At 59.9% G+C, this 22,179-nt stretch carries 21 protein-coding genes and 1 pseudogene; 11 read left to right on the top strand and 11 right to left on the bottom strand.

The features are described from left to right. Positions 1 to 140 precede the first annotated feature (140 nt). The 4 genes from pssA to ACZ5SR_RS11475 all read right to left on the bottom strand — a co-directional run bounded on the left by pssA (position 141) and on the right by ACZ5SR_RS11475 (position 4,387). Complete coding sequence (gene pssA, locus ACZ5SR_RS11460) at positions 141 to 956, bottom strand: CDP-diacylglycerol--serine O-phosphatidyltransferase (RefSeq protein WP_464448802.1); 816 nt, start codon at positions 954 to 956, stop codon at positions 141 to 143. Between the two features lie 116 nt (positions 957 to 1,072). Beyond that, positions 1,073 to 2,089: a ketol-acid reductoisomerase gene (gene ilvC / locus ACZ5SR_RS11465; RefSeq protein WP_100117581.1), complete on the bottom strand. Its 1,017-nt coding sequence runs from the start codon at positions 2,087 to 2,089 to the stop codon at positions 1,073 to 1,075. A gap of 40 nt (positions 2,090 to 2,129) precedes the next feature. Further along, positions 2,130 to 2,621: an acetolactate synthase small subunit gene (gene ilvN / locus ACZ5SR_RS11470; RefSeq protein WP_089953931.1), complete on the bottom strand. Its 492-nt coding sequence runs from the start codon at positions 2,619 to 2,621 to the stop codon at positions 2,130 to 2,132. A 2-nt stretch (positions 2,622 to 2,623) separates the two neighbouring features. Beyond that, entirely contained in the window at positions 2,624 to 4,387 is a 1,764-nt protein-coding gene (locus tag ACZ5SR_RS11475; RefSeq protein WP_464448803.1) for an acetolactate synthase 3 catalytic subunit, read from the bottom strand. Between the two features lie 313 nt (positions 4,388 to 4,700). Here ACZ5SR_RS11475 and ACZ5SR_RS11480 point away from each other — a divergent pair, with 313 nt between their 5' ends. The 6 genes from ACZ5SR_RS11480 (at position 4,701) to ACZ5SR_RS11505 (ending at position 7,999) form a co-directional block, all read left to right on the top strand. Next, positions 4,701 to 5,267 carry an RNA polymerase sigma factor gene (locus ACZ5SR_RS11480; RefSeq protein ID WP_464448804.1) on the top strand — a complete coding sequence of 189 codons (567 nt, stop codon included), beginning with the start codon at positions 4,701 to 4,703 and terminating at the stop codon, positions 5,265 to 5,267. Then, a complete protein-coding gene (locus tag ACZ5SR_RS11485) occupies positions 5,264 to 5,710 on the top strand; it encodes a DUF3619 family protein (protein WP_464448805.1) in 447 nt (148 codons plus the stop codon). Before ACZ5SR_RS11480 ends, ACZ5SR_RS11485 begins: the two co-directional genes overlap by 4 nt. Then, complete coding sequence (locus tag ACZ5SR_RS11490; protein WP_464448806.1) at positions 5,703 to 6,431, top strand: DUF3106 domain-containing protein; 729 nt, start codon at positions 5,703 to 5,705, stop codon at positions 6,429 to 6,431. The genes ACZ5SR_RS11485 and ACZ5SR_RS11490 overlap by 8 nt, the downstream gene beginning before the upstream one ends. A 62-nt stretch (positions 6,432 to 6,493) precedes the next feature. Beyond that, positions 6,494 to 6,970 (top strand): RDD family protein, encoded by a 477-nt coding sequence (locus ACZ5SR_RS11495; protein WP_464448807.1) that lies wholly within the window; start codon positions 6,494 to 6,496, stop codon positions 6,968 to 6,970. A 14-nt stretch (positions 6,971 to 6,984) separates the two neighbouring features. Continuing rightward, a complete protein-coding gene (locus tag ACZ5SR_RS11500; RefSeq protein WP_464448808.1) occupies positions 6,985 to 7,386 on the top strand; it encodes a diacylglycerol kinase in 402 nt (133 codons plus the stop codon). Positions 7,387 to 7,399: 13 nt separating this feature from the next. After that, the gene (locus tag ACZ5SR_RS11505; protein WP_464448809.1) at positions 7,400 to 7,999 is read left to right on the top strand and encodes an LOG family protein; all 600 of its coding nucleotides are present in this window, start codon (positions 7,400 to 7,402) and stop codon (positions 7,997 to 7,999) included. Between the two features lie 114 nt (positions 8,000 to 8,113). Here the strand turns inward: ACZ5SR_RS11505 and ACZ5SR_RS11510 are convergent, their stop codons facing one another. Beyond that, a complete protein-coding gene (locus tag ACZ5SR_RS11510) occupies positions 8,114 to 8,452 on the bottom strand; it encodes a P-II family nitrogen regulator (protein WP_464448810.1) in 339 nt (112 codons plus the stop codon). A 35-nt stretch (positions 8,453 to 8,487) separates the two neighbouring features. Continuing rightward, on the bottom strand, positions 8,488 to 10,161 hold the full coding sequence (locus ACZ5SR_RS11515) for an NAD+ synthase (RefSeq protein WP_464448811.1): 1,674 nt from the start codon (positions 10,159 to 10,161) through the stop codon (positions 8,488 to 8,490). A 4-nt stretch (positions 10,162 to 10,165) separates the two neighbouring features. Between ACZ5SR_RS11515 and ACZ5SR_RS11520 the strand changes: the two are divergent. Further along, positions 10,166 to 11,354: pseudogene (locus ACZ5SR_RS11520) on the top strand (GNAT family N-acetyltransferase). A gap of 76 nt (positions 11,355 to 11,430) precedes the next feature. Here ACZ5SR_RS11520 and ppa read toward each other — a convergent pair. Further along, positions 11,431 to 11,961, bottom strand: a complete 531-nt coding sequence (gene ppa / locus ACZ5SR_RS11525) for an inorganic diphosphatase (protein ID WP_322991823.1) — start codon at positions 11,959 to 11,961, stop codon at positions 11,431 to 11,433. Positions 11,962 to 12,119: 158 nt separating this feature from the next. Between ppa and moaA the strand changes: the two genes are divergently transcribed. From moaA to moeA, 3 genes are read left to right on the top strand one after another with little or no spacing between them, the layout of a single operon-like run. Beyond that, positions 12,120 to 13,262, top strand: a complete 1,143-nt coding sequence (gene moaA / locus ACZ5SR_RS11530; RefSeq protein WP_464448813.1) for a GTP 3',8-cyclase MoaA — start codon at positions 12,120 to 12,122, stop codon at positions 13,260 to 13,262. A gap of 5 nt (positions 13,263 to 13,267) precedes the next feature. Then, positions 13,268 to 13,891, top strand: coding sequence for a molybdenum cofactor guanylyltransferase MobA (mobA, locus tag ACZ5SR_RS11535; RefSeq protein ID WP_464448814.1), 624 nt, complete (start codon positions 13,268 to 13,270; stop codon positions 13,889 to 13,891). A 40-nt stretch (positions 13,892 to 13,931) separates the two neighbouring features. After that, complete coding sequence (gene moeA / locus ACZ5SR_RS11540) at positions 13,932 to 15,221, top strand: molybdopterin molybdotransferase MoeA (protein WP_464448815.1); 1,290 nt, start codon at positions 13,932 to 13,934, stop codon at positions 15,219 to 15,221. Positions 15,222 to 15,357: 136 nt separating this feature from the next. Here moeA and ACZ5SR_RS11545 read toward each other — a convergent pair whose 3' ends face one another. The 4 genes from ACZ5SR_RS11545 to ACZ5SR_RS11560 form a co-directional block, all read right to left on the bottom strand. Further along, the gene (locus tag ACZ5SR_RS11545; protein ID WP_464448816.1) at positions 15,358 to 18,450 is read right to left on the bottom strand and encodes an efflux RND transporter permease subunit; all 3,093 of its coding nucleotides are present in this window, start codon (positions 18,448 to 18,450) and stop codon (positions 15,358 to 15,360) included. After that, the gene (locus ACZ5SR_RS11550; protein WP_464448817.1) at positions 18,437 to 19,783 is read right to left on the bottom strand and encodes an efflux RND transporter periplasmic adaptor subunit; all 1,347 of its coding nucleotides are present in this window, start codon (positions 19,781 to 19,783) and stop codon (positions 18,437 to 18,439) included. Before ACZ5SR_RS11550 ends, ACZ5SR_RS11545 begins: the two co-directional genes overlap by 14 nt. Before the next feature lie 139 nt (positions 19,784 to 19,922). Then, the gene (gene rnhA, locus ACZ5SR_RS11555; RefSeq protein WP_464448818.1) at positions 19,923 to 20,369 is read right to left on the bottom strand and encodes a ribonuclease HI; all 447 of its coding nucleotides are present in this window, start codon (positions 20,367 to 20,369) and stop codon (positions 19,923 to 19,925) included. Then, complete coding sequence (locus ACZ5SR_RS11560) at positions 20,356 to 21,186, bottom strand: class I SAM-dependent methyltransferase (protein ID WP_464448819.1); 831 nt, start codon at positions 21,184 to 21,186, stop codon at positions 20,356 to 20,358. Before ACZ5SR_RS11560 ends, rnhA begins: the two co-directional genes overlap by 14 nt. On the opposite strand from ACZ5SR_RS11560, the gene gloB reads away from it, so the two are divergent. After that, positions 21,185 to 21,955 (top strand): hydroxyacylglutathione hydrolase, encoded by a 771-nt coding sequence (gene gloB, locus ACZ5SR_RS11565; RefSeq protein ID WP_464448820.1) that lies wholly within the window; start codon positions 21,185 to 21,187, stop codon positions 21,953 to 21,955. The two genes, ACZ5SR_RS11560 and gloB, sit on opposite strands and share 2 nt — an antisense overlap. Positions 21,956 to 22,179: the final 224 nt, after the last annotated feature.

Here is a 22,179-nt window from a genome sequence, read left to right on the forward strand (position 1 = left end):
GGATGGCATTCGGGCCTTTTGGGAAAATGTTTGCGTGCGCTACACATCCCGCCCGAGGGGCGCTAGCAGTAGAGCAAACAAAGAAAATTTCATACAAATACTGTAGCACAGTTCAAAAAGGGCTTTGTCGTGCACATGACTCACTGGTGCAAGCCGCGCTCTTCTGGCTCATCGGTCGAGGTGCTGATCATGCTGGTCGGTTGACCTTTGGCCTTGCGCCAAACATAAATCACATACCCGCTCAAGCCATACGCCACAAAAACGCCAAACAACACGGTGGGGGGATCGATGTTGACCACCGCAATGCCCAGAGCAACCAGCACGAGTGTGGCAAAAGGCACGCTCTTTTTCATGTGCATGTCCTTGAAACTGTAAAACGGCACATTGGTCACCATGGTCAAGCCAGCGAACAGGCACACAGCAAACATGCCCCAGGAAACGGCTTTGGCGGGCACGGCGTTTTCAAACATGATCCAGACAAAACCCATCACCAAAGCTGCTGCAGCTGGCGAGGGCAATCCTTGGAAATAACGTTTGTCGACCACGCCCGTGTTGACGTTGAAGCGCGCCAGACGCAGCGCCGCACAGGCGCAATACACAAAAGCAGCAATCCAGCCCCAGCGGCCCAGCTCTTTGAGAGTCCAGACATAGGCGATCAAAGCAGGCGCTGCGCCAAAGGACACCATGTCGGAGAGCGAGTCCATTTGTTCACCAAAGGCGCTTTGGGTGTTCGTCATGCGGGCCACCCGGCCGTCCAAGCTGTCGAGCACCATGGCACTGAAAATGCCCACCGTGGCCAGGTCAAAGCGGCCATTGATGGCCATGACGATGGCATAAAAACCAGCAAACAATGCGGCCAAGGTGATCATGTTGGGCAGCATGTAGATGCCCTTGGAGGGTTTGCGCACCGGTGCAGCGGCCTCGGCGTCTTCGACTTTGTCGTTGGTTTTGTTCATCGTCCGTTCCTGTTGGGGCTTTTTCTCAATCCATCCCGCGTCAGCGAAGTTTAAGGCAGTCAGAGCGCCCAAGAAAAAGGCCACCGAAGTGGCCTTTTTCAATCGCAGACAAGCGATCAGTTGCGGGACTTGTCAACCAACTTGTTCTTGGCGATCCAAGGCATCATGGCGCGCAATTGTGCGCCCACGACTTCGATGGAGTGCTCAGAAGTCAAGCGACGGCGGGCCGTCATGCTTGGGTAGTTGGTCTTGCCTTCCAAGATGAACATCTTGGCGTACTCACCCGTCTGGATGCGCTTCAAGGCATTGCGCATGGCAACGCGAGACTCTTCGTTGATGACTTCAGGACCTGTCACGTACTCGCCGTACTCGGCGTTGTTCGAGATCGAGTAGTTCATGTTGCCGATGCCGCCTTCGTAGATCAAGTCCACGATCAGCTTCAATTCGTGCAAGCACTCGAAGTAAGCCATTTCAGGGGCGTAACCGGCTTCCACTAAGGTCTCGTAACCCATCTTGATCAGCTCAACCGCGCCACCGCACAGAACAGCCTGCTCGCCGAACAAGTCGGTTTCGGTCTCTTCTTTGAAGTTGGTTTCGATGATGCCGGCTTTGCCGCCACCATTGGCCATGGCGTAGCTCAGGGCCAAAGCGCGGGCCTTGCCGCTCTTGTCCTGGTGAATCGCCACCAAGTGGGGAACGCCGCCACCTTGGGTGTAGGTGTTGCGCACAGTGTGGCCTGGGGCCTTAGGGGCGACCATCCACACGTCCAGGTCTTCGCGAGGAACGACTTGGTTGTAGTGCACGTTGAAACCGTGGGCGAAGGCCAAAGAAGCGCCTTGCTTGATGTGGGGGGCCACGTTGTTGTTGTAGACCTCGGCGATCATTTCGTCGGGCAACAAGATCATGACCACGTCAGCGGCTTTGACAGCGTCGTTGACTTCCATCACGGTCAAACCGGCTTTGCCGACTTTGTCCCACGATGCGCCGCCTTTGCGCAGACCGACGACCACTTTGACGCCGCTGTCGTTCAGGTTCTGGGCGTGTGCGTGGCCTTGCGAGCCATAACCAAGAATGGCAACGGTCTTGCCCTTGATAACGCTCAGATCACAATCTTTGTCGTAAAAAACTTTCACAGGGTTCTCCTTAGGAATAAAACAGGTTCAAGGGTTGAGTTTAGACGCGCAGGATGCGCTCGCCGCGCCCGATACCGCATGCACCGGTGCGCACGGTCTCCAAGATGGCACTGCGGTCGATCGCCTCCAAAAAGGCGTCGTTCTTCGATTGGTCACCGGTGAGCTCAATCGTGTAGCTCTTGTCGGTGACATCAATCACACGGCCACGGAAGATGTCGGCCATGCGTTTCATTTCTTCGCGTTCCTTGCCCACGGCGCGCACCTTCACCAGCATCAGCTCGCGTTCGGTGTAAGCACCTTCGGTCAGGTCCACCACCTTGACCACCTCGATCAGGCGGTTCAAGTGTTTGGTGATCTGCTCAATCACGTCATCCGAACCGGTGGTCTGGATGGTCATGCGCGAGAGGCTGGGGTCTTCGGTCGGGGCCACGGTCAAGGACTCGATGTTGTAGCCACGGGCCGAAAACAGTCCCACCACGCGGGACAAAGCGCCCGCTTCGTTTTCAATCAGTACAGCAATGATGTGTTTCATGATTACAGGTCCTCCACACCCATGAGCATCTCGGTGATACCCTTGCCAGCCTGAACCATCGGGAACACGTTTTCAGTCGGGTCCGTGCGGATGTCCAGGAAAACCGTGCGGTCCTTGAGCCTGCGGGCCTCGCGCAAGGCGGGCTCCACATCCTCAGGTTTTTCCACCAAGATGCCGACATGGCCATAGGCCTCCGCCAACTTCACGAAGTTGGGCAAAGCATCCATGTAGCTGTGGCTGTAACGACCGGAGTAATCAATCTCCTGCCACTGGCGCACCATGCCCAAGAAACCGTTATTCAGAGCCACCACTTTGATGGGCGTGTTGTACTGAAGGCAGGTCGAGAGTTCTTGGATGCACATCTGCACCGAACCTTCGCCCGTCACACAAAACACTTCGCTGTCTGGTTTGGCCAGTTTGATGCCCATGGCGTATGGAATGCCGACGCCCATGGTGCCCAGACCGCCGGAGTTGATCCAGCGGCGTGGCTCGTTGAACTTGTAGTACTGGGCGGCCCACATCTGGTGCTGACCCACGTCGGATGTGATGTACGCATCAGCATCCTTGGTCATGTCCCACAAGGTCTCGATGACCTTTTGAGGTTTGATGACTTGGGTGTTGCTGTTGTCATACTTCATGCAATCGCGTTTGCGCCAGCCTTCGACGGTTTCCCACCACTGGGCCAAAGCCTGTGGGTCGGGCTTGAGGCCAGATTCGCGGATCATGCCCATCAGCTCGGTCAACACGTCTTTCACGTCGCCCACGATCGGCACATCCACCTTGACGCGCTTGGAAATGCTGGACGGATCGATGTCGATGTGGATGATCTTGCGGTCCACCGAAGCAAAGTGCTTGGGGTTACCGATGACGCGGTCGTCGAAACGGGCACCCACAGCCAACAAGACGTCGCAGTTTTGCATGGCGTTGTTCGCTTCGAGCGTGCCGTGCATGCCCAGCATGCCCAAGAACCGGCGATCGGTAGCAGGGAAAGCGCCCAAACCCATCAAGGTGTTGGTCACTGGCACATTGAGCATGTCCACCAGTGCACGCAACTCTGCGCTGGCGTTGCTCAGCAAGACGCCGCCGCCTGTGTAGATGTAAGGGCGCTTGGCCGACATCAGCAGCTGCAAAGCCTTGCGAATCTGGCCGCCGTGGCCCTTACGCACCGGGTTGTAAGAACGCATTTCCACCGTCTCGGGATAGCCGGCGTACATCGTTTTGTTGAAAGAGACGTCTTTGGGCACGTCCACCACCACAGGGCCAGGACGGCCGCTGCGCGCAATGTGGAAGGCCTTTTTCATGACCTCGGCCATGTCCTTGGCGTCTTTGACCAAGAAGTTGTGCTTGACGATCGGGCGGGTGATGCCCACGGTGTCGCACTCTTGGAAAGCATCCAGACCAATGGCCGCAGTGGGCACCTGCCCGCTGATGATGACCATGGGAATGCTGTCCATGTAGGCGGTCGCGATGCCGGTGACGGCATTGGTCAGGCCAGGGCCCGAAGTGACCAGCGCTACGCCGACCTCGCCCGTGGCACGGGCAAAGCCGTCTGCCGCGTGCACAGCGGCTTGCTCGTGACGCACCAGAACATGCTGAATGGTGTCTTGCTTGTAGAAAGCGTCGTAGATGTGAAGAACGGCGCCGCCGGGGTAGCCCCAGACGTACTGCACATTTTCAGCTTGAAGCGCTTTGACGAGGATTTCTGCACCGCGCAACTCTTGAGCGCCCGCAGGGATGTTGGCCGTATCGGCCTTGTTCATTTCCATATTCAACCTTTGTGAATTTCTCTAACGAAAAACCTTGGGTGCCCCTGGGCTCGACTCTTGTGAAGTGGCTTTAGGACTTAAGACCACAGACATGGGCACCAAACTGTAAAAGTGCCGGACGGTGATCCGTTTGCTTTTTTTCAATTGCAATCGCGCATTATCGCATTTGTCGAACGCACATCCCAAATTTCGGGATGTGCCGTCATCGAATGCCATAATTCAAACCTTCAGACTGCGGCCCATTTCGGGCACCCGGTCTACATCCTTTCCCACAAACTGGCAAAAGTACCGCTGACATGGGTACTGAAAAAAGTTGGCTTCCGACTCCGAACTCTCAGAATTTCTGAAAAACATGGAAAAGAAGGCGTTCAAACGCGCCTGCTACCACGTTCGGAACGAAGATGCAGCACTGGATATCCTGCAAGACAGCATGATCAAGCTGTGCACCAACTACGCGGACAAACCCGTCAACGAGTTGCCCTTGCTGTTTCAGCGCATCCTGTCCAACACCATGCTGGACTGGTTTCGCAGGCAAAAGACCCGCAACGCCGTTTTCACCAACATAGGGGATTTCAGCGGAGCTGATCCAGAGGGCGACTTCGACCTGCTGGAAGTGACCACTGACAGCTCAGGCAATGCTGCTCACGAAAGCGCTGAGGCGTGGGTCGGCCGTATTCAGACCCTTGAGCACATTGAAACAGCCGTCATGGCCCTTCCGGCACGTCAACGAGAAGCCTTCTTGCTGCGTTACTGGGAGGAGCTCGATGTTGCAGAGACAGCCGCTGTGATGGGCTGCTCAGAAGGCAGCGTCAAAACCCATTGTTCTCGGGCCATCCAAGCCCTGAGCAAAACATTGGGAAATCAAGGAATCAGACCATGAAACACCCCAACACACCGAACGAAGAGACCATGGACCGCTGGGGACAGTATTTTTCAAGCCAACTGACCTTGGCCACCCCGGACTTGCCCCATGACATCAGCGAACGGCTGCGCATCGCCCGAAACTTGGCCTTGGCAAAGCGCAAGCCGCTGGTGCTGTCACGGACAGCGACAAGCGCGCACATCAACAACAACGGCTCATTGACCGCCCCTTCCGATGAAGGCCTGAACGTCTGGAGCATCTTGGCTTCTGCCGTGCCCCTGCTGGCTTTGGTGATCGGTTTGATGGCCTTCCAATCGATTCAACAGGACCACATCACATCGGAAATCGCGGCAACCGACGCGGCCTTGCTCACCGACGAATTGCCACCTGATGCCTATACAGACGCCGGTTTTGCCCAGTTTTTGAAGCAAGGCCTTGGCACCATCAAGACCCATGACTGATCTGTTTGCCTGCCGACCAATGGACCTGCGTATCGCCATGAAACTGGGCGGGGCTTGGCTTTTGTCGGCTTGTTTGAGCACCGTGGCGGCTCAATCCCCAGAGCTTCAGACGTCGGTTGCTGTTCCGGGCGCAACCAGCACGCCTCAAATGACACAGCCCTCTGCCTCAAAAGCATGGCAACAACTCACCCCCAAGCAAAAGCAAGCCTTGGCGCCTTTGGGCGCGCAATGGGGAGCGTTGACTGCACAACAGCAAAATAAATGGCTGGTCCTATCGATCAATTTCACGCAACTGTCCGTGGCTGATCAGGTCACCATGCACGAGCGAATGGCCGACTGGGTGGCGCTGAGCCCACAGCAACGCAATTTGGCCCGCCTGAACTTCAACAAGCTTCAAAATCTGCCCAAAGAAGACAAAAAAGCCAAATGGGAGGCCTACCAAGCGCTTTCTGCAGAAGAAAAACGCCTGCTTGCTGCAGGCGCCAAGGCCTTGCCCAAGAATGCCGCCCCCACGGCCAAACCGCTGGAACCCCACCGCCAGGTTCAAACGCCCGTGAAATCAGCTGCAGGCAACCCGCCTGCCTCCAACATTGCCATCGATCGCAAAACACTGCTGCCGCGGCCAGCGGCCATGGCCGTGCCCACGCCGAATGTGCCGTCGCCAGCCTCGACCGAAACGCCAGACGGCGTTCGGCAAGCCACAGAAACAGCTCCCTCATGACGCAAAACGGCTCCCCGCTCCCGCAGGCCACTGATCTCTCACCACCCTCCATCACGCGCCGTATGGCCTGCTGGCTCTACGAAGGCATGCTGCTTTTTGGTGTCATGGTGTCTTCTGGTCTTGTTTATTTCATCGCCGCCTATTGGCTAACCGGATTGGCCCCTGGCGACATGAACCTGCACCCTCAACTGAAATCCGGTCTTCAAGCCATGAGCTTCCTTGTGCTGGGCGTGTATTTCATTTGGATGTGGCACCGGGGCCAAACCTTGGCCATGAAAACCTGGCGGATTGAAATGGTCGATCTGCAGGGCCGCCGGGTGAGCCGTAAATTGGCCTTGAAACGCTATGTGGCCAGCTGGCTCTGGTTCATTCCGCCCTTGGCTGCGGCTTCACCCTTTCATCTGTCCGTCATCGAAATAACGGTTTTGACACTGGGTTGGGTGGCCATCTGGGCCATCCTCAGCCGCTTTCATCCGCAGCGCCAGTTCTGGCATGATGCGCTCGCGGGAACGCGTCTGATCACCGCACGCCCAACCTGAGCCCGAGTGGCACCATGCAAGACCCATCCCTCCCCCACTCAGAAGTTAACCCTCAAAAAACCCGCCAAGGTCTCAACCGCATTCTTCATGCGGGCGGTTACTCCCTTCAAGGCCTTCTTGCGGGCTGGGGAGAAACCGCATTTCGCCAAGAAGCCATTCTGGCCATGGTCATGGTGCCGCTGGCTTTCTGGCTGGGTCAAAGCTGGATCGAGACTGCCTTGCTCACCGGATCGGTCGTGTTGGTTTTGATCGTGGAATTGCTCAACACCTGCGTGGAATCAGCCATCGACCGCATCGGGCCGGAGTGGCATGACCTGTCCAAACGCGCCAAAGACATGGGCAGCGCTGCGGTGTTGCTGAGCTTGCTGCTGTGCGCCGGTGTTTGGCTGGCCGCAGTTTGGCATCGGTTGACTTGACATCTGTCCCGCCATGAACACGTCTAAAACCACACCCGCCTTTTCGGTCTGCGTCTACTGCGGCTCCAAACCCGGCAACTCCCCTGAATTTGCCCAGATTGCCGTGCAAGTGGGCACCTGGATCGGCGCGCATGGCGGTCAGTTGGTCTACGGCGGCGGACGCAACGGCCTGATGGGCTTGGTGGCCGAAGCCACCATGGCGGCGGGCGGCACCGTGATCGGCATCATCCCCACTGCTTTGGTCGAAAAAGAATGGGCACACCACGGCTGCACCGAACTGCATGTGGTCGACACCATGCACGAACGCAAACGCCTGATGGCCGAGAAAGCCGACGCCTTTTTGGCACTGCCCGGTGGCATCGGCACATTTGAAGAATTGTTTGAGGTCTGGACCTGGCGCCAGCTGGGCTACCACGACAAACCCGTGGGCATCTTGAACAGCTTGGGCTATTACGACAACCTGATGGCCTTCATTGGCCAGGTAGTAGAACAAGGCTTCATGGGCCAATGGCAAACTGAACTGGTGAAACTGGGCACCGAGCCCGAAGCGCTGCTGCAAAGCTTGGTGCAAAAAGCGGGGTTTTCTCCCCGCGCCAAAGTTGAGCTGATCTGATCGAACTGATTTGATCGTGATGCTCTAACCAACTTGGCTGGCGGGTTGGCGCTGCCCCGCCTTCACACTTCAGCGCAGCCCCCACCCGGCAAGGCGGCGCTGCGCAACATCATCTTAAATCGCGGTTTCGTCTTGTTCGCCGGTGCGGATGCGCACCACGCGCTCAACCGAGGTCACAAAAATCTTGCCGTCACCGATCTTGCCGGTGCGTGCTGCCTTGATGATGGCGTCTACACAGCTGTCCACGTCTTGGTCCTTGACCACCACCTCGACCTTGACCTTGGGCAAAAAGTCGACCACGTACTCGGCACCACGGTACAACTCGGTATGGCCTTTTTGACGGCCAAAACCCTTGACTTCGGTCACTGTCAGGCCTGTCACGCCACATTCGGCCAAGGCCTCACGCACTTCTTCGAGTTTGAAAGGTTTGATGACGGCGGTGATCTGTTTCATGGGGAAAGTCCTTTAAAGATGTTCAAACCGCACCATCAGGCGCGAAATTGGTTGGTCATAGGATAACGCCAATCCTTGCCAAAACTGCGGTGCGTCACGCGAATGCCCACCGGCGACTGGCGGCGCTTGTACTCGTTGAGCTTGATGAGCCGCGTGACTTTCTCCACATCGGCGCGCTCAAAGCCATCGGCTATCAGCGCCTCGACGCCCTCGTCGTTTTCCATGTAACGCTGAATGATCGCGTCCAGCACCTCGTAAGCGGGCAAGCTGTCCTGGTCTTTTTGGTCGGGGCGCAGCTCGGCGCTCGGCGGGCGGGTGATGATGCGCTCGGGGATGGGCTGGCTGCCCGTGCCGTAAGGGTCGTTCAGGTTGCGCCAGCGCGCCAAGTCAAACACGCGGGTCTTGACCACGTCCTTGATGACCGCAAAACCGCCCGCCATGTCACCATACAGCGTGCAGTAACCCGTGGCCATCTCGCTCTTGTTACCCGTGGTCAGCACAATCGCCCCAGTCTTGTTGGACAAGGCCATGAGTAAGGTGCCGCGAATGCGGGCCTGGATGTTCTCTTCGGTCGTGTCTTCTTTCAGGCCTTCAAACTGGGCCGACAGCGCGTGTTTGAAGCCGTCAAACAGCGGCGCAATCGAAATTTCGTCGTAACGCACATTCAAGCGCTTGACCATGTCACGCGAATCGATCCAGCTGATGTCGGCCGTGTAAGGCGAGGGCATCATCACCGCGTGGATCTTGTCGGCCCCAATCGCGTCCACTGCAATCGCCAGCACCAGCGCCGAATCGATGCCGCCCGACAGGCCCAAAATCGCGCCCTTGAAACCGTTTTTGCCCAGGTAGTCGCGCACGCCCAGCACCAAGGCATCCCACAACTCGGCATCAGCGCTGGCCAAAGGCAACAGAGCATCGGCTGCTGCGTTCAGTACCACGCCATTTGGCCCCACCGCAGCCTGCACCGCCAAATCGGCCTCGCGAAAGCCCTCGGCTCGCGCCACGGTTTCGCCTTGGGCATTGAGCGCAAACGAGCGCCCTTCAAAAATCACCTCGTCTTGGCCACCCACCAAATGCGCGTAAATCAAGGGCAAACCGCTGTCGGCCACGCGCTCGCGCATGCGCTGCTCACGCTCAGGGCCCTTGCCAGCATGGAAAGGCGAGGCGTTCAGCACCGCCAGCATTTGCGCTCCCGCGTCACGGGCCAACCGGGCAGGCTCGTCAAACCAGGCGTCTTCGCAAATGAGCAAGCCCACGCGCACGCCTTCGACTTCGAACACCCCCACCCCGTTGCCGGGCGTGAAGTAACGGCGCTCGTCAAACACCTGGTAGTTGGGCAACTCGCGCTTGTCGTAGGCGCAGACCACCTGCCCCTCGCACAAGACGCTCGCGCGGTTGTGGCGGCGCGTCACCGCCACGCTGCGGGTGCGCAGGCCGCCGCCTTCGGGGTGACCCACCACCACATGCAAACCTTTTAACCCAGCCAGTTCGCGGGCCACTGTTTTCAGGGCATCATCACAGGCGTCAATGAAGGCGGGGCGCAGCAGCAAGTCTTCGGCTGCATAACCGCAAATCGACAGCTCGGGCGTCAGCACCAGGCGCGCACCCTCGGCATGCGCCTGGGTGGCGAAGTCGATGATCTTGCGGGCATTGCCCGGCATGTCACCGACGACAAAGTTGAGCTGGGCCACACGAATTTGGAGAGTCATACAGGTGCTGGAAAATGTGAGCTTGAATTATGTCACCCGGGTGCAGGATGACCTGAGCGCCATCGCGCCTGAAGCCTGGAACGATTTGCTCGCCCGGCAAGACGCCCCATCCCCCTTCATGCAGCATGCCTATTTGTCGGCCATGCAGACCAGCCAATCGGCCGCGCCCGAAACCGGCTGGACGTTACAAGTCATCAGCCTGTGGCGCAGCACCCCGCAAGGCGATGTGTTGGCCGCCGCATGCCCGCTCTACATCAAGACCCATTCACGCGGCGAATACGTGTTCGATCACGCCTGGGCCGACGCCTACCAGCGCCACGGCCTCGACTACTACCCCAAAGCCTTGGTCGCCCCACCCTTCACCCCCGTGCCCGGCAGCCGCTTGCTGGCCGAATCTGACGACGCCCGACAAGCCCTGCTGGCCGCCTTGCTGGACATTTGCCAAACCAACAACATCCCCTCCCTGCACATTTTGTTTGGCAGCCCGCGTGACCTGCAGGCCTGCGAACAAGCCGGGCTGCTGCAGCGCGACCAAGTGCAGTTTCATTGGCAAAACCAGGGCTGGCGCGACTTCGATGACTTTTTGGCCAGCCTGACGCAAGAAAAGCGCAAAAAAAATCCGGCAAGAACGCCGCAAAGTGCAGGAGGCGGGCGTGACCTTTCGCGCCGTGCGCGGCCCCGACATGACGGAAGGCGACTGGGCCCTGCTGCTGCGCTGCTACCAGCAAACCTATTGGGAACACGGCAACCCGCCCTATCTAACCCCGGCGTTTTTTGAGTCCATGCGCACCGACATGGCCGCCAACTGGCTGCTGTTTGTGGCCGAACACGAGGCGCAACCCATTGGCATCAGCCTGATCGGCCTGCACCTGGACACCCAAGGCCAGCCCGAAGTAGCCTATGGCCGCTATTGGGGGGCGCTGGCTCGGGTGGACTGCCTGCACTTTGAAGCCTGCTACTACCAGCCCATCGACTGGTGCATCCAGCACGGTCTCAAGCGCTTTGAAGGCGGCGCACAAGGTGAACACAAAATGGCCCGCGCCCTGCTGCCCACCCCTACGCACAGCGCCCACTGGCTGACGCACCCGGCGTTTTCTGAGGCGGTGGCCCGGTTTTTGGAACGGGAAAAAGCGGGGGTGGAGAACTACCTCGAAGCGCTCAACCAGCACTCGCCCTTGAAGAAGGGCCCATAAAAAACGCCTGCTCGGCGAAAACCGGGCAGGCGTTTTGGGTTCAAGGGCTTCCGTCAAAAGCCATTGAGCAAGGCTCTCAGGCCTTGTTGTAATTGGCGATGCCGTCCATCAGTTCTTTGGCAGCAGATTCGACGCCTTCCCAGCCCTTGACCTTGACCCACTTGCCTTTTTCGAGGTCTTTGTAGTGCTCAAAGAAGTGGGCGATTTGCTTGAGCTGCAGCTCGTGCACATCGGCCAGCGCCTTGATGTTGGCGTAGATCGGCAGGATTTTTTCGGTAGGTACGGCCAAGATCTTGCCGTCCATGCCGCCTTCGTCTTCCATCAGCAAGATGCCAATGGCGCGGCAGGACACCACCACGCCTGGGGGCAGTGGGAAGGGGGTCATCACCAACACGTCAACCGGGTCACCGTCACCGGCGATGGTTTGGGGCACATAGCCGTAGTTGGTGGGGTAGTGCATGGCGGTGCCCATGAAGCGGTCCACAAACAAAGCGCCGGACTCTTTATCCACTTCGTACTTCACAGGGTCGGAGTTCATCGGGATTTCGATGATGACGTTGAATGCATCGGGTACTTTGCTGCCGGGGGTGACTTTGTTCAGGGACATGGTGTCTGCTTTTGAAAGTTAAGAAGAAACGAAAAATCCTAGGGATTAACCCCGATTTTACTTTCACCGGGCTTGCGACACGGATCTCCCCAAAGGGCGTGCGCCTGCCCGCTTGGCAGCCGCCCGGGACTCGCCCACTCGGGCACAATCGAGCCCCTATGTCTGAACGCGTCATTCCGCTGGTTGACCAGCGCCATCCCAGCTTGCCTTTGCCCACGTTGATGGCAGGGCAAGATTTGCGCGAGCTGCCCTTGGACAGTCTGCGTCGTCCCCTGACCGATTTGCGCATCAGCGTGACCGACCGTTGCAACTTCCGCTGCAGTTACTGCATGCCCAAAGAAGTCTTTGACAAAGACTATGCCTACCTGCCGCACAGCCACCTTTTGAGCTTTGAAGAAATCACCCGCATCGCCACCGTGTTTGTGGGCCGGGGTGTGCGCAAAATCCGCCTCACGGGCGGTGAGCCTTTGCTGCGCAAAAACATCGAGATCCTGATCGAACAATTGGCCGCCCTGCGCACGCCCGACGGCCAGCCGCTGGATTTGACGCTGACCACCAACGGATCGCTCTTGGCCCGCAAGGCCCAAAGCCTGAAAGACGCTGGCCTGCAACGCGTCACCGTGAGCCTGGACGGGCTGGACGATGCCGTCTTTCGGCAAATGAACGATGTGGACTTTCCGGTGGCCGATGTGCTGGCCGGGATCGAAGCAGCGCGGGCCGCAGGCCTGGGGCCAATCAAGGTCAACATGGTGGTCAAGCGCGGCACCAACGAACACGAAATCTTGCCCATGGCCCGGCATTTCCGGGGCACGGGCATCGTGCTGCGCTTCATCGAATACATGGACGTGGGTGCCACCAACGGCTGGTGCATGGACGAGGTGCTGCCCAGCGCCGAGGTGGTGCGCCGCCTGCATGCTGAGCTGCCGCTGGTGCAGCTGGACCCAGCCGCCCCGGGCGAGACCGCCGAGCGCTGGGGTTATGCCAACGCCCAGGGCGAACACGACCCAAGTTTGGGCGAGATCGGTGTGATCAGCAGCGTGACGCAGGCCTTTTGCGGCGACTGCAACCGCGCCCGCTTGTCCACCGAAGGCCGTTTGTACCTGTGCCTGTTTGCCAGCCAGGGCTATGACCTGCGCCAGCTTTTGCGCGACCCGGCGCAAAGCGACACCACCTTGGCCACCACGGTGGACGCCATCTGGCGTGGACGGACTGACCAATATTCGGTGCTGCGCAGCCTGCGCGGCCCCGACACCACCAGCGGCCCAGGCCGCCGGGTGGAAATGAGCTACATCGGAGGCTGAACGCCATGAACCACATTGCACCGGGCATCACCGGCCTCATCCTCGCAGGCGGACGCGGCTCGCGCATGGGCGGCGTCGACAAGGGCATGCAGAACTTTCGCGGCCTGCCGCTGGCCCTGCAAACCCTGATGCGTCTGCAGCTGCAAAGTCTGCCGCCCCAGGAAGTCCTCATCAACGCCAACCGCAACCTGGCCGCTTACGAATCACTGGGCGTGCCGGTTTGGCCAGACAGCATCGACGGTTTTGCCGGACCTTTGGCGGGCTTTCTCACGGGTCTGGAGCGCTGCGAAACGCCGCTCTTGCTCACCGTGCCTTGCGACTCGCCGCTCTTGCCGCTGGATCTCGTGGAGCGCCTTTACAAAGCCCTTGATGAGCAAGACGCCGACCTGGCCATGGCCGCCGCGCCCGAGGCGGATGGCACGGTGCGCTCGCAACCGGTGTTTTGCCTGCTCAAAACCGATCTGCTCGAAAGCTTGGTCAAGTTCACGCAAAGCGGTGGACGCAAGATTGACGCGTGGACGGGCCAGCACCGCTGCATCATCGTGCCGTTTGACCAGAGCGGCGACAGCGCCCACGCTTTTGCCAACGCCAACACGCTGGCCGAATTGCAAGAACTCGAATCACTTTGAACCGCGCGGCACGGCAGCGCCGTGCCCCATCGCCATTGCCATGACCACCCCTGCCCTGTCCCTTGATCAGATCGCCGAACGCCTGCAAGGCTACGACCCGCAGGCCTTGTCGGCCAGTCAGGTGAACGCGTTTTTGGCCCAACTGGTGCAGCCGGTGCGCGAACAAGAAACCGTGCCTCTGATGCAGGCACACGGCCGCATCCTGGCGCAAGACGTGGTCTCGCCCATCAGTGTGCCGCCTCACGACAACTCGGCCATGGACGGCTTCGCCCTGCGCGGGGCTGAACTGCAAGCCGGACAAGTCACGCACGTCAAAGTGGTAGGCACCGCCTTCGCTGGTGCGGCTTGGCAAGGCACCGTGAGTGCCGGGGAATGCGTGCGCATCATGACCGGGGCCATCATGCCCGCCGGGCTGGACACCGTGGCGCCGCAAGAACTGGTGAAAGCCGAGGGCGACATGGTGCAGATCCCCTCTGGACTGCTGCAAGCCGGTGACAACCGCCGTTTGCTGGGCGAAGACCTGATGGCAGGCCAAGCCGCCTTGTCAGCGGGTGCGCGACTGACACCCGCCGCCTGCGGCCTGCTGGCCAGCCTGGGGCTGCCCACCGCCACCGTTTGGCGCAGGCCCAAGGTGGCTTACTTTTCAACCGGCGACGAAATCCTGAGCTTGGGCGAAGCGCCCCGCGAAGGCGCGGTGTACGACAGCAACCGCTACACCGTAGCGGGCCTGGTGCAGGCGCTGGGCTGCGAGCTGATCGACATGGGCGTGGTGCGCGACGACCCAGCTGCCTTGGAGCAAGCCTTTTTGGATGCCGCCAAGCAAGCCGACGCCATCATCACCAGCGGTGGTGTGAGCGTGGGCGAAGCCGACCACACCAAGGCGATGATGAAGAAGCTGGGCGATGTGGCGTTTTGGCGCATCGCCATGCGACCTGGCCGCCCCATGGCAGTGGGCCGTATCACGCAGGGTGAGCGCTCGGCTGTGCTGTTTGGCCTGCCCGGCAACCCGGTGGCGGTGATGGTGACCTTTGCTGCTTTTGTGCGCCCTGCCCTGCAGCAGCTGATGGGGTGGCAAGCGCCCGCTTTGCCCCTGCTCAAAGCCAAAAGCACCGAGGCGCTGCGCAAAAAACCTGGCCGCACCGAATACCAGCGCGGCATCGTCAGCACCAACGCGGCGGGCGAATTGCAAGTCAGCATCACCGGCAACCAGGGCTCGGGCGTGCTCAGCTCCATGGTGCAAGCCAACGGCCTGATTGTGCTGGGCCATGCCCAAGGCAACGTGGCGGTGGGCGATGCGGTCGATGTGATGATGTTTGACGGGCACCTTTGAACCAGCCCCGGCTCACGAATGTGGGCTGAGGCACTTCAAGCATTCGGCTGCAGGGGCAGCCTCCCACAAGAAAAGCCATTGCACCAGCCCCTGGTGGGAGCGAGCCCCTGCTCGCGAAGGCTCGCCCCACCGATGGTCAATGTCCGGCGGAATAGCCCTGCGCTGCAGGCTCGTCATGCGCCACCGACTTATTGGGCCCCGGCACGGCTTTGCGAGCCAGAAGCGAGTACATGGTCGGCACCACAAAGATGGCCAACAAGGTGCCCAAGCTCATGCCGCCCACAATGACCCAGCCGATTTGCGTGCGGCTCTCAGCGCCTGCACCTGTGGCCAGCGCCAGCGGCACCGCGCCCAGCACCATGGCCCCTGTGGTCATCAAAATGGGGCGAAGGCGCTGGGCCGAAGCCTTGATCAACGCCTCTTGCGTGGCCAAGCCTTGCTCGCGCAGCTGGTTGGTGAACTCCACGATCAAAATGCCATGCTTGGTGATCAGGCCCACCAGCGTGATCAGACCAATCTGCGAATAGACGTTGAGCGAACCGCCCGTGAACTTGAGCGCCAACAGCGCACCGATCATCGACAGCGGCACCGACAACATGATCACAAAGGGGTCGATGAAGCTTTCGAACTGCGCCGCCAACACCAAAAAGATGAAGAACAGCGCCAGCACAAACACGATCACCAAAGCGCCTTGTGAGTTCTTGAATTCGCGAGAAGTGCCGTTGAGTTCCGTGGTGTAGCCAGGTTTGAGCACCTTGGCAGCGGTTTCGTCCATGAACTTCAAGGCTTCACCCAGCGAGTAGTCAGGTGCGAGGTTGGCCGTGATCGACACAGAACGGCGCTGCCCAAAATGGTTCAACTCGCGGGGCGAGACGCTTTCGCGCACCTTCACCAGACTCGACAAGGGAATCATGGTGTCGTTGCGGCCCCGCACCTGGATCACGTCGATGTCGTCGGGCGTGTTGCGAGCTGAAGCCAAGGTTTGCACGATCACGTCGTACTGCTCGGCATCGCGCTTGTAACGCGTCACTACGCGGCCACCCAACATGGTCTCAATGGTTTTGGCCACCACTTCGATGCTCACACCCAACTCAGCGGCCTTGACGCGGTCCACCTCCACGCGCAGTTCGGGCTTGTTCAGGCGCAGGTCCACATCGGGCTGCAAAATGCCCGGTTTTTTGGCCACTTCGTCCATCATTTGCCTGGCCACCGCGCTCAGGTTTTGGTAGCTGTCCGAAGTCTGGATGACGAAGTTCAACGGCCGCTCACGGAAACCCTGCCCCAGCGATGGTGGGGTGATCGGGAAGGCATTGACACCGGACAATCCGCCGAATTTTGGCCCCATTTCTCGGGCAATTTGCAGCGTGCTGCGTTCGCGCTCGTCCCAGTCCTTGGCCCGGTAAATCACTGAGCCCTGGCCCACCGTGGGGTTGCCCATGCTGGCAAAAATACGGTCAAATTCAGGATAGCTTTGACCAATTTTTTCCAGCGCACGTGCATAGCGGTCGGTGAACTCCAAGGTCGAACCATCGGGTGCGTTGATGGTGGCCAAAATCGTGCCCCGGTCCTCCAGGGGAGCGAGTTCTTGCTTCATGGTGGGGTATATCCAAGCGATGCCTACACCCGAGCCGATCATGACCAACACCACAGCCCATCGGGCACGGGTCAGGATCAGGCGCAAGAGGTTTTCATAGCCCGTTGACAGTGCCGTGAGCCAGCGCTCCATGCTGCGGTCAAACCAGCCGGGGTTGGGGTTATGGCGCAACAATTTTGAGCTGAGCATGGGCGCCAAAGTGAGCGCCACAAAACCCGAGATGATCACCGCTCCGGCCAGTGCCAGCGCAAATTCGCCAAAGAGCTTGCCCGTTCGCCCAGGTGTGAAGGCCAAAGGCGCAAACACCGCCGCCAGCGTGAGCGTCATGGCGATCACAGCAAAGCTGATCTCACGCACGCCTTTGATGGCGGCTGAAAACGGGTCCAGCCCTTCTTCGATGTGCCGGTAAATGTTTTCCAGCACCACGATCGCATCGTCCACCACCAGGCCAATGGCCAGCACCAGCGCCAGCAAGGTCAGGGTGTTGATGGTGAAACCCGCCAAAGCCATCATGGCAAACGCGCCAATCAGGCTAACCGGGATGGTGATAATCGGGATGATGGAAGCACGCACGGTGCGCAAAAAGACAAAGATCACCAAGGCCACCAACACCACAGCTTCAACAATCGTACTGAACACGTTCTTGATGGAGCGGTCAATGAACACGGAGTTGTCGTTGGCGATGTCGATAGTGATGTCCTCAGGCAAATCGGCCTTCAGACGGGGAATCATCTCGCGCACCCCTGCAGACAAGTCCAGCGGGTTGGCCGTGGCTTGGCGGATCACTCCGGCTGAAATAGCCGATTGGCCATTCAGGCGCACCAGGCTGCGATCATTGGCTGCGCCTTCGCGGATTTGTGCCACATCACGCAACTTGACGGGAAAGCCGTTGACGCTGCGGATCACGATCTCGCCAAACTGTCCGGGTCGGTTCAGGTCGGTCTGTGAGGACACGCTAAACTCGCGGGTGGTCGACTCGATCCGCCCCGCTGGCAACTCCAGATTGCTGCGGCGGATGGCGTCTTCCACGTCTTGCGGCGTGAGCTTGTAGGACGACAAGCGTGCATGGTCCAGCGACACCAGCATGGCGTATTTGCGCTCACCAAAGATGCGCACATCGGCCACACCCGTCACGGTTTGCAGACGCGGCTTGACAACCCGGTTGACCAGATCGTTGATTTGCAAAGGGTTCAGTGTGTCGCTGGAAAAAGCCAGCCAAATCACAGGGAAGGCATCGGCTTCGACCTTGGCGATCACCGGTTCTTCGATGGTTTGCGGTAAGCGGTTGCGCACCCGAGACGTGCGGTCACGCACTTCAGCAGCCGCCGTGTCGGCGTCTTTTTCCAAACGGAAACGCACGGTGATCTGCGACTGCTCAGCTCGGCTGATGGAGGTGATGACGTCCACCGCGTCGATGCCCGCAATCGAGTCCTCCAGCGGTTTGGTGACCTGCGACTCCACCACCTCGGCCGATGCGCCCACATAGCGGGTGGTGACCGTGACGGTGGGCTCGTCGATCTTGGGGTACTCGCGCAGCGAGAGGCTTTTGAAACTGACCGCACCGATCAGCAAGATCAGCAAGGACATGACCACGGCCAGGACAGGCCGTCGGATGGAAACTTCAGCGAGCTGCATCGGCGCCCCTCAGGCAAGGGTTGGGGCCCGACAGGGCCACAGGCTTGGCTGGCGGCTGTGCTGGCTTGGCCGTCGCACCGGGTGCGCCAGCACCCGCAGTCGCTGGGCCACCGGAGGCGGGGCCAGCCGCGGCTGAGGCCGATGCGGCGGGCGCAGCGGATGCACCAGCCGCAGGAGCGCCAGCTGGTCCGGCTGCCCCGGCAGGTCGACCGCCGCCAGGCTGGGACAAATCGACCACGCGCACTGCGGTGCCATCTTTTTGCAAGCGTTGGTGACCTGCGGTCACCACGGTGTCGCCTGCGGCCAAGCCTTCCAGAATCTCGACCTTACCGGGCTGGCGCAGACCCACCTTGACCGACACACGTTCAGAAATCAGGACTTCGGGCTTGTCTCCGGCCACGACCTTGACCACAAAGGTGCGGCCGCCCTGCGGAATGATGGCCTCCTCGGGGATCACCAGCGCGTTGTCACGCACACCGAACACCGCATTGACCCGGGCAAACATGCCTGGACGCAATTGCTGCTGGCGGTTGTCGATGCACCCACGAACACCCACCGAGCGGCCATTGACCTCGATCAAGGGGTCCACCGCCTGCACAATGGCCGAGAAGGGGCGACCTGGCAGGGCGTCCACTGTCAGCTGGGCCTTTTGACCTGCACGGATCTTGGCCTGAAAGCGCTCAGGCAGACGGAAGTCAACCAACACAGCATCGATGTCTTCGATGTTGACCATGTCAGCGCCGTCCTTGAGGTAATCACCCACGTTGATTTGCTTGAGACCGGTGATACCGTCAAATGGTGCCAGCACTTTAAGGCGCTGCAAAGTGGCATCGGCCAAGGCCAGCTTGGCCCGTGAGACTTCCAACGCGGCACCGCTTTCATCAAGGGATCGCTTGCTGATGAAATTTTGCGTCACCAGTTCCTGGTTGCGCTTGTGGTTGGCCTCGGCAATCGACAGCTCGGCCTTGGCCTGTGACAACTGGGCCTGCTGCAGCTGGTCTTCAAATTGAACCAGCAATTGGCCTTTGCGCACCCGCTGGCCATCGTTGAAGAAAATCTGCTTGACTCGCCCACCCACCTCAGGACGCAGCATCACCCCTTGGCGAGAGCGCAAACTGCCCACCGCTTGAGTTTCGTCGACCAAGGTGATGGTGTCCACCTTGGCCACCTCCACTGCGGGGGCTCGAGCGGGGCCTGCTGGAGCGGCTGCCGTGGTGGCAGGTTTGGCCGCCTCGTCCGAGGCACTGCCTTTGTTTTGAAGCCACCAGGCCGCACCGGACGCCACACCCACACCCACCAACGCCAGCACGGCGTATTTCTTCTTGTAAGCCATTCAGATCTCTCTCAGGTTGAATTCACCAAGACTGACAGAATGTAACAGCGCCAACCCATTTACCCAATGGGCTCAGCTCGGCCGTTTGGACCCGAGCGATGGCGGGCTTGATCGGGTCACCTTGGTAAAACCAGCGCGTTCAGCGGCCCAAAGCTTTGTCCACGCCTTGATTGGCCAGCGCATCGGCCCGCTCGTTGCCCGGATCCCCGTTGTGACCCTTGACCCAGCGCCAGTCGATCTGGTGTCCCGAAGTGGACACCACCGCGTCCAGTTTTTGCCACAAATCGGCGTTTTTGACGGGCTGCTTGGCGGCAGTACGCCAGCCCCGTGCTTTCCAGCCATGGATCCACTCGGTAATGCCTTTGCGCACGTATTCGCTGTCTAGGTAAAGCGTGACTTGGCAGGGTCGCTTGAGTGCCAGCAGGCCTTCGATGACGGCGGTCATCTCCATGCGGTTGTTGGTCGTGTTCAGCTCACCGCCAAACAGCTCTTGAACATGTTGGCCCGACTGCAGGCGAACACCCCACCCGCCGGGTCCGGGATTGCCTTTGCAGGCGCCATCGGTGTGAATTTCAACGTGAGTCAACAAAGTCTTTCGGGGCCGTGGCTTGGCCCATGGTGGTGTCTGAACGGGCCACAGGAGCGGTTGCCGAAGCGGGCGATCGTACCGTGCGCCAGCGGCGGCCCTCGATCAAGCGACCACCGGGCACCCTCTTGGTGGCCATGATCAGGTAAACACCGCCCAAAATCGGCCACCAGCGTTCGCCCACCTTGTCCATCCATTGCAAGCGCTGCATCCAGCGTTCGCTGCCCAAGGCGGGGGACCATCCGCCAAACCGGCTGATCTGAACCTCAAAACCCAACAAACGCAACCAGTCCCGCAAACGCCGGTAACCGATCAAATCGCCCGAATGTGCACCGCACAGCCCCTCGCCCCGGCTCCCGCGTGCTTGCTGCCAACCCCACAAGCTCCAAGGATTGAGCCCAGTGATCAAGACCTGCCCCTCGGGGATCAAGACACGCTCGACTTCACGCAGACAAGCATGCGGATCAGCCGAGCGCTCTAACGCATGGGGCAAGACCACCAGGTCCAGGCTGTCGGGCGGCCAGGGCCAAGCCCGACTGTCCAGACAGACATGTGGCGCGTCTGGCGACGCTTCGGCTGGCAGCGTCAAGACAGGCTCAAATTCCGCCCGGGCCATCCAGCGGTGGGGCATGCGGTTGCTGCGCAGGGCCTGTAGCTGGGGCCAGCCCAGTTGCAACGCGTGGTAACCGAACACATCGGCCAGCAAGGCATCGGCCTGCTGCTGCTCCCAATCGAGCAGGCGCGACGCCACCGGCTGACCCAAACGGGCCAACCATGCGTCAGCTGCATACTGGCTTTCTATAATCTGACTCTCCATGAAACTCATTGCACTGCCCGCATTCTCAGACAACTACATCTGGTTGTTGCACGATGACCACCACGCTTTGGTGGTGGACCCCGGGGACAGTGCGCCTGTGCTGGCCTGGTTGGAGCAACACCCGGGCGTGCGGCTGGACCTGATTCTAGTCACCCACCACCATGCAGACCACACAGGGGGACTCGCCGATCTGGTGGAACGCACGGGGGCGCAAGTGGTCGGTCCGGCCCTGGAAAAAATGCCCGTTGAAGCTCGCGGGCTGCAACAGGGCGAACGCATCGACTGGCACGGCTTGAGTTTTGATATCCACGAGGTTCCTGGGCACACCTTGGGACACATCGCTTTTTGGGCGCAGCCTGCCGATCAAGCCCCGCTCCTTTTTTGTGGCGACACCCTGTTTTCGGGCGGCTGCGGTCGTCTGTTTGAAGGCACGCCCGCCCAAATGCTCGATTCGCTCGACCGTCTGGCCGCCCTGCCTGGCAACACACGCGTTTGCTGTGCCCACGAGTACACCCTGTCCAACCTGAAATTTGCCTTGGTGGTCGACCCGGACAACCAGGTTCTGCGCGAATACGCCCAAACTTGCAACGCCCTGCGCCAGCAAAACCTGGCCACCCTGCCCGTGCCGCTGTCAATCGAGCGCGCGATCAATCCTTTTTTACGCAGCCGCAGCAGTGCTGTCGCCAGCGCCGTGCGTCAGCGCGATGCCCACGCACGGGACGATGTCACGACCTTTGCCTCACTGCGCTCATGGAAGAACGAATTTTGACGACCTCACTTGCCTGCCACGGCCCGATAGCGGCACATGTTCAAAGGGCTGCAGCCCAGCGCTTGCTCCCTGTTGTCTGCTTGGGCCTGAGTCTGCTGTTGGGCGCTTGTGCCACCGCACCAACGTCCACATCGGGACTGCCCCCTCCTGCCTCGACACCGGTGCCTGCCGGTCCCCAACCTCAGGGGAAAGCTGTATCCGCCTCCGAAAAAGTCTCGCCCCTC

It is taken from the genome of Limnohabitans sp. TEGF002 (assembly GCF_055395845.1).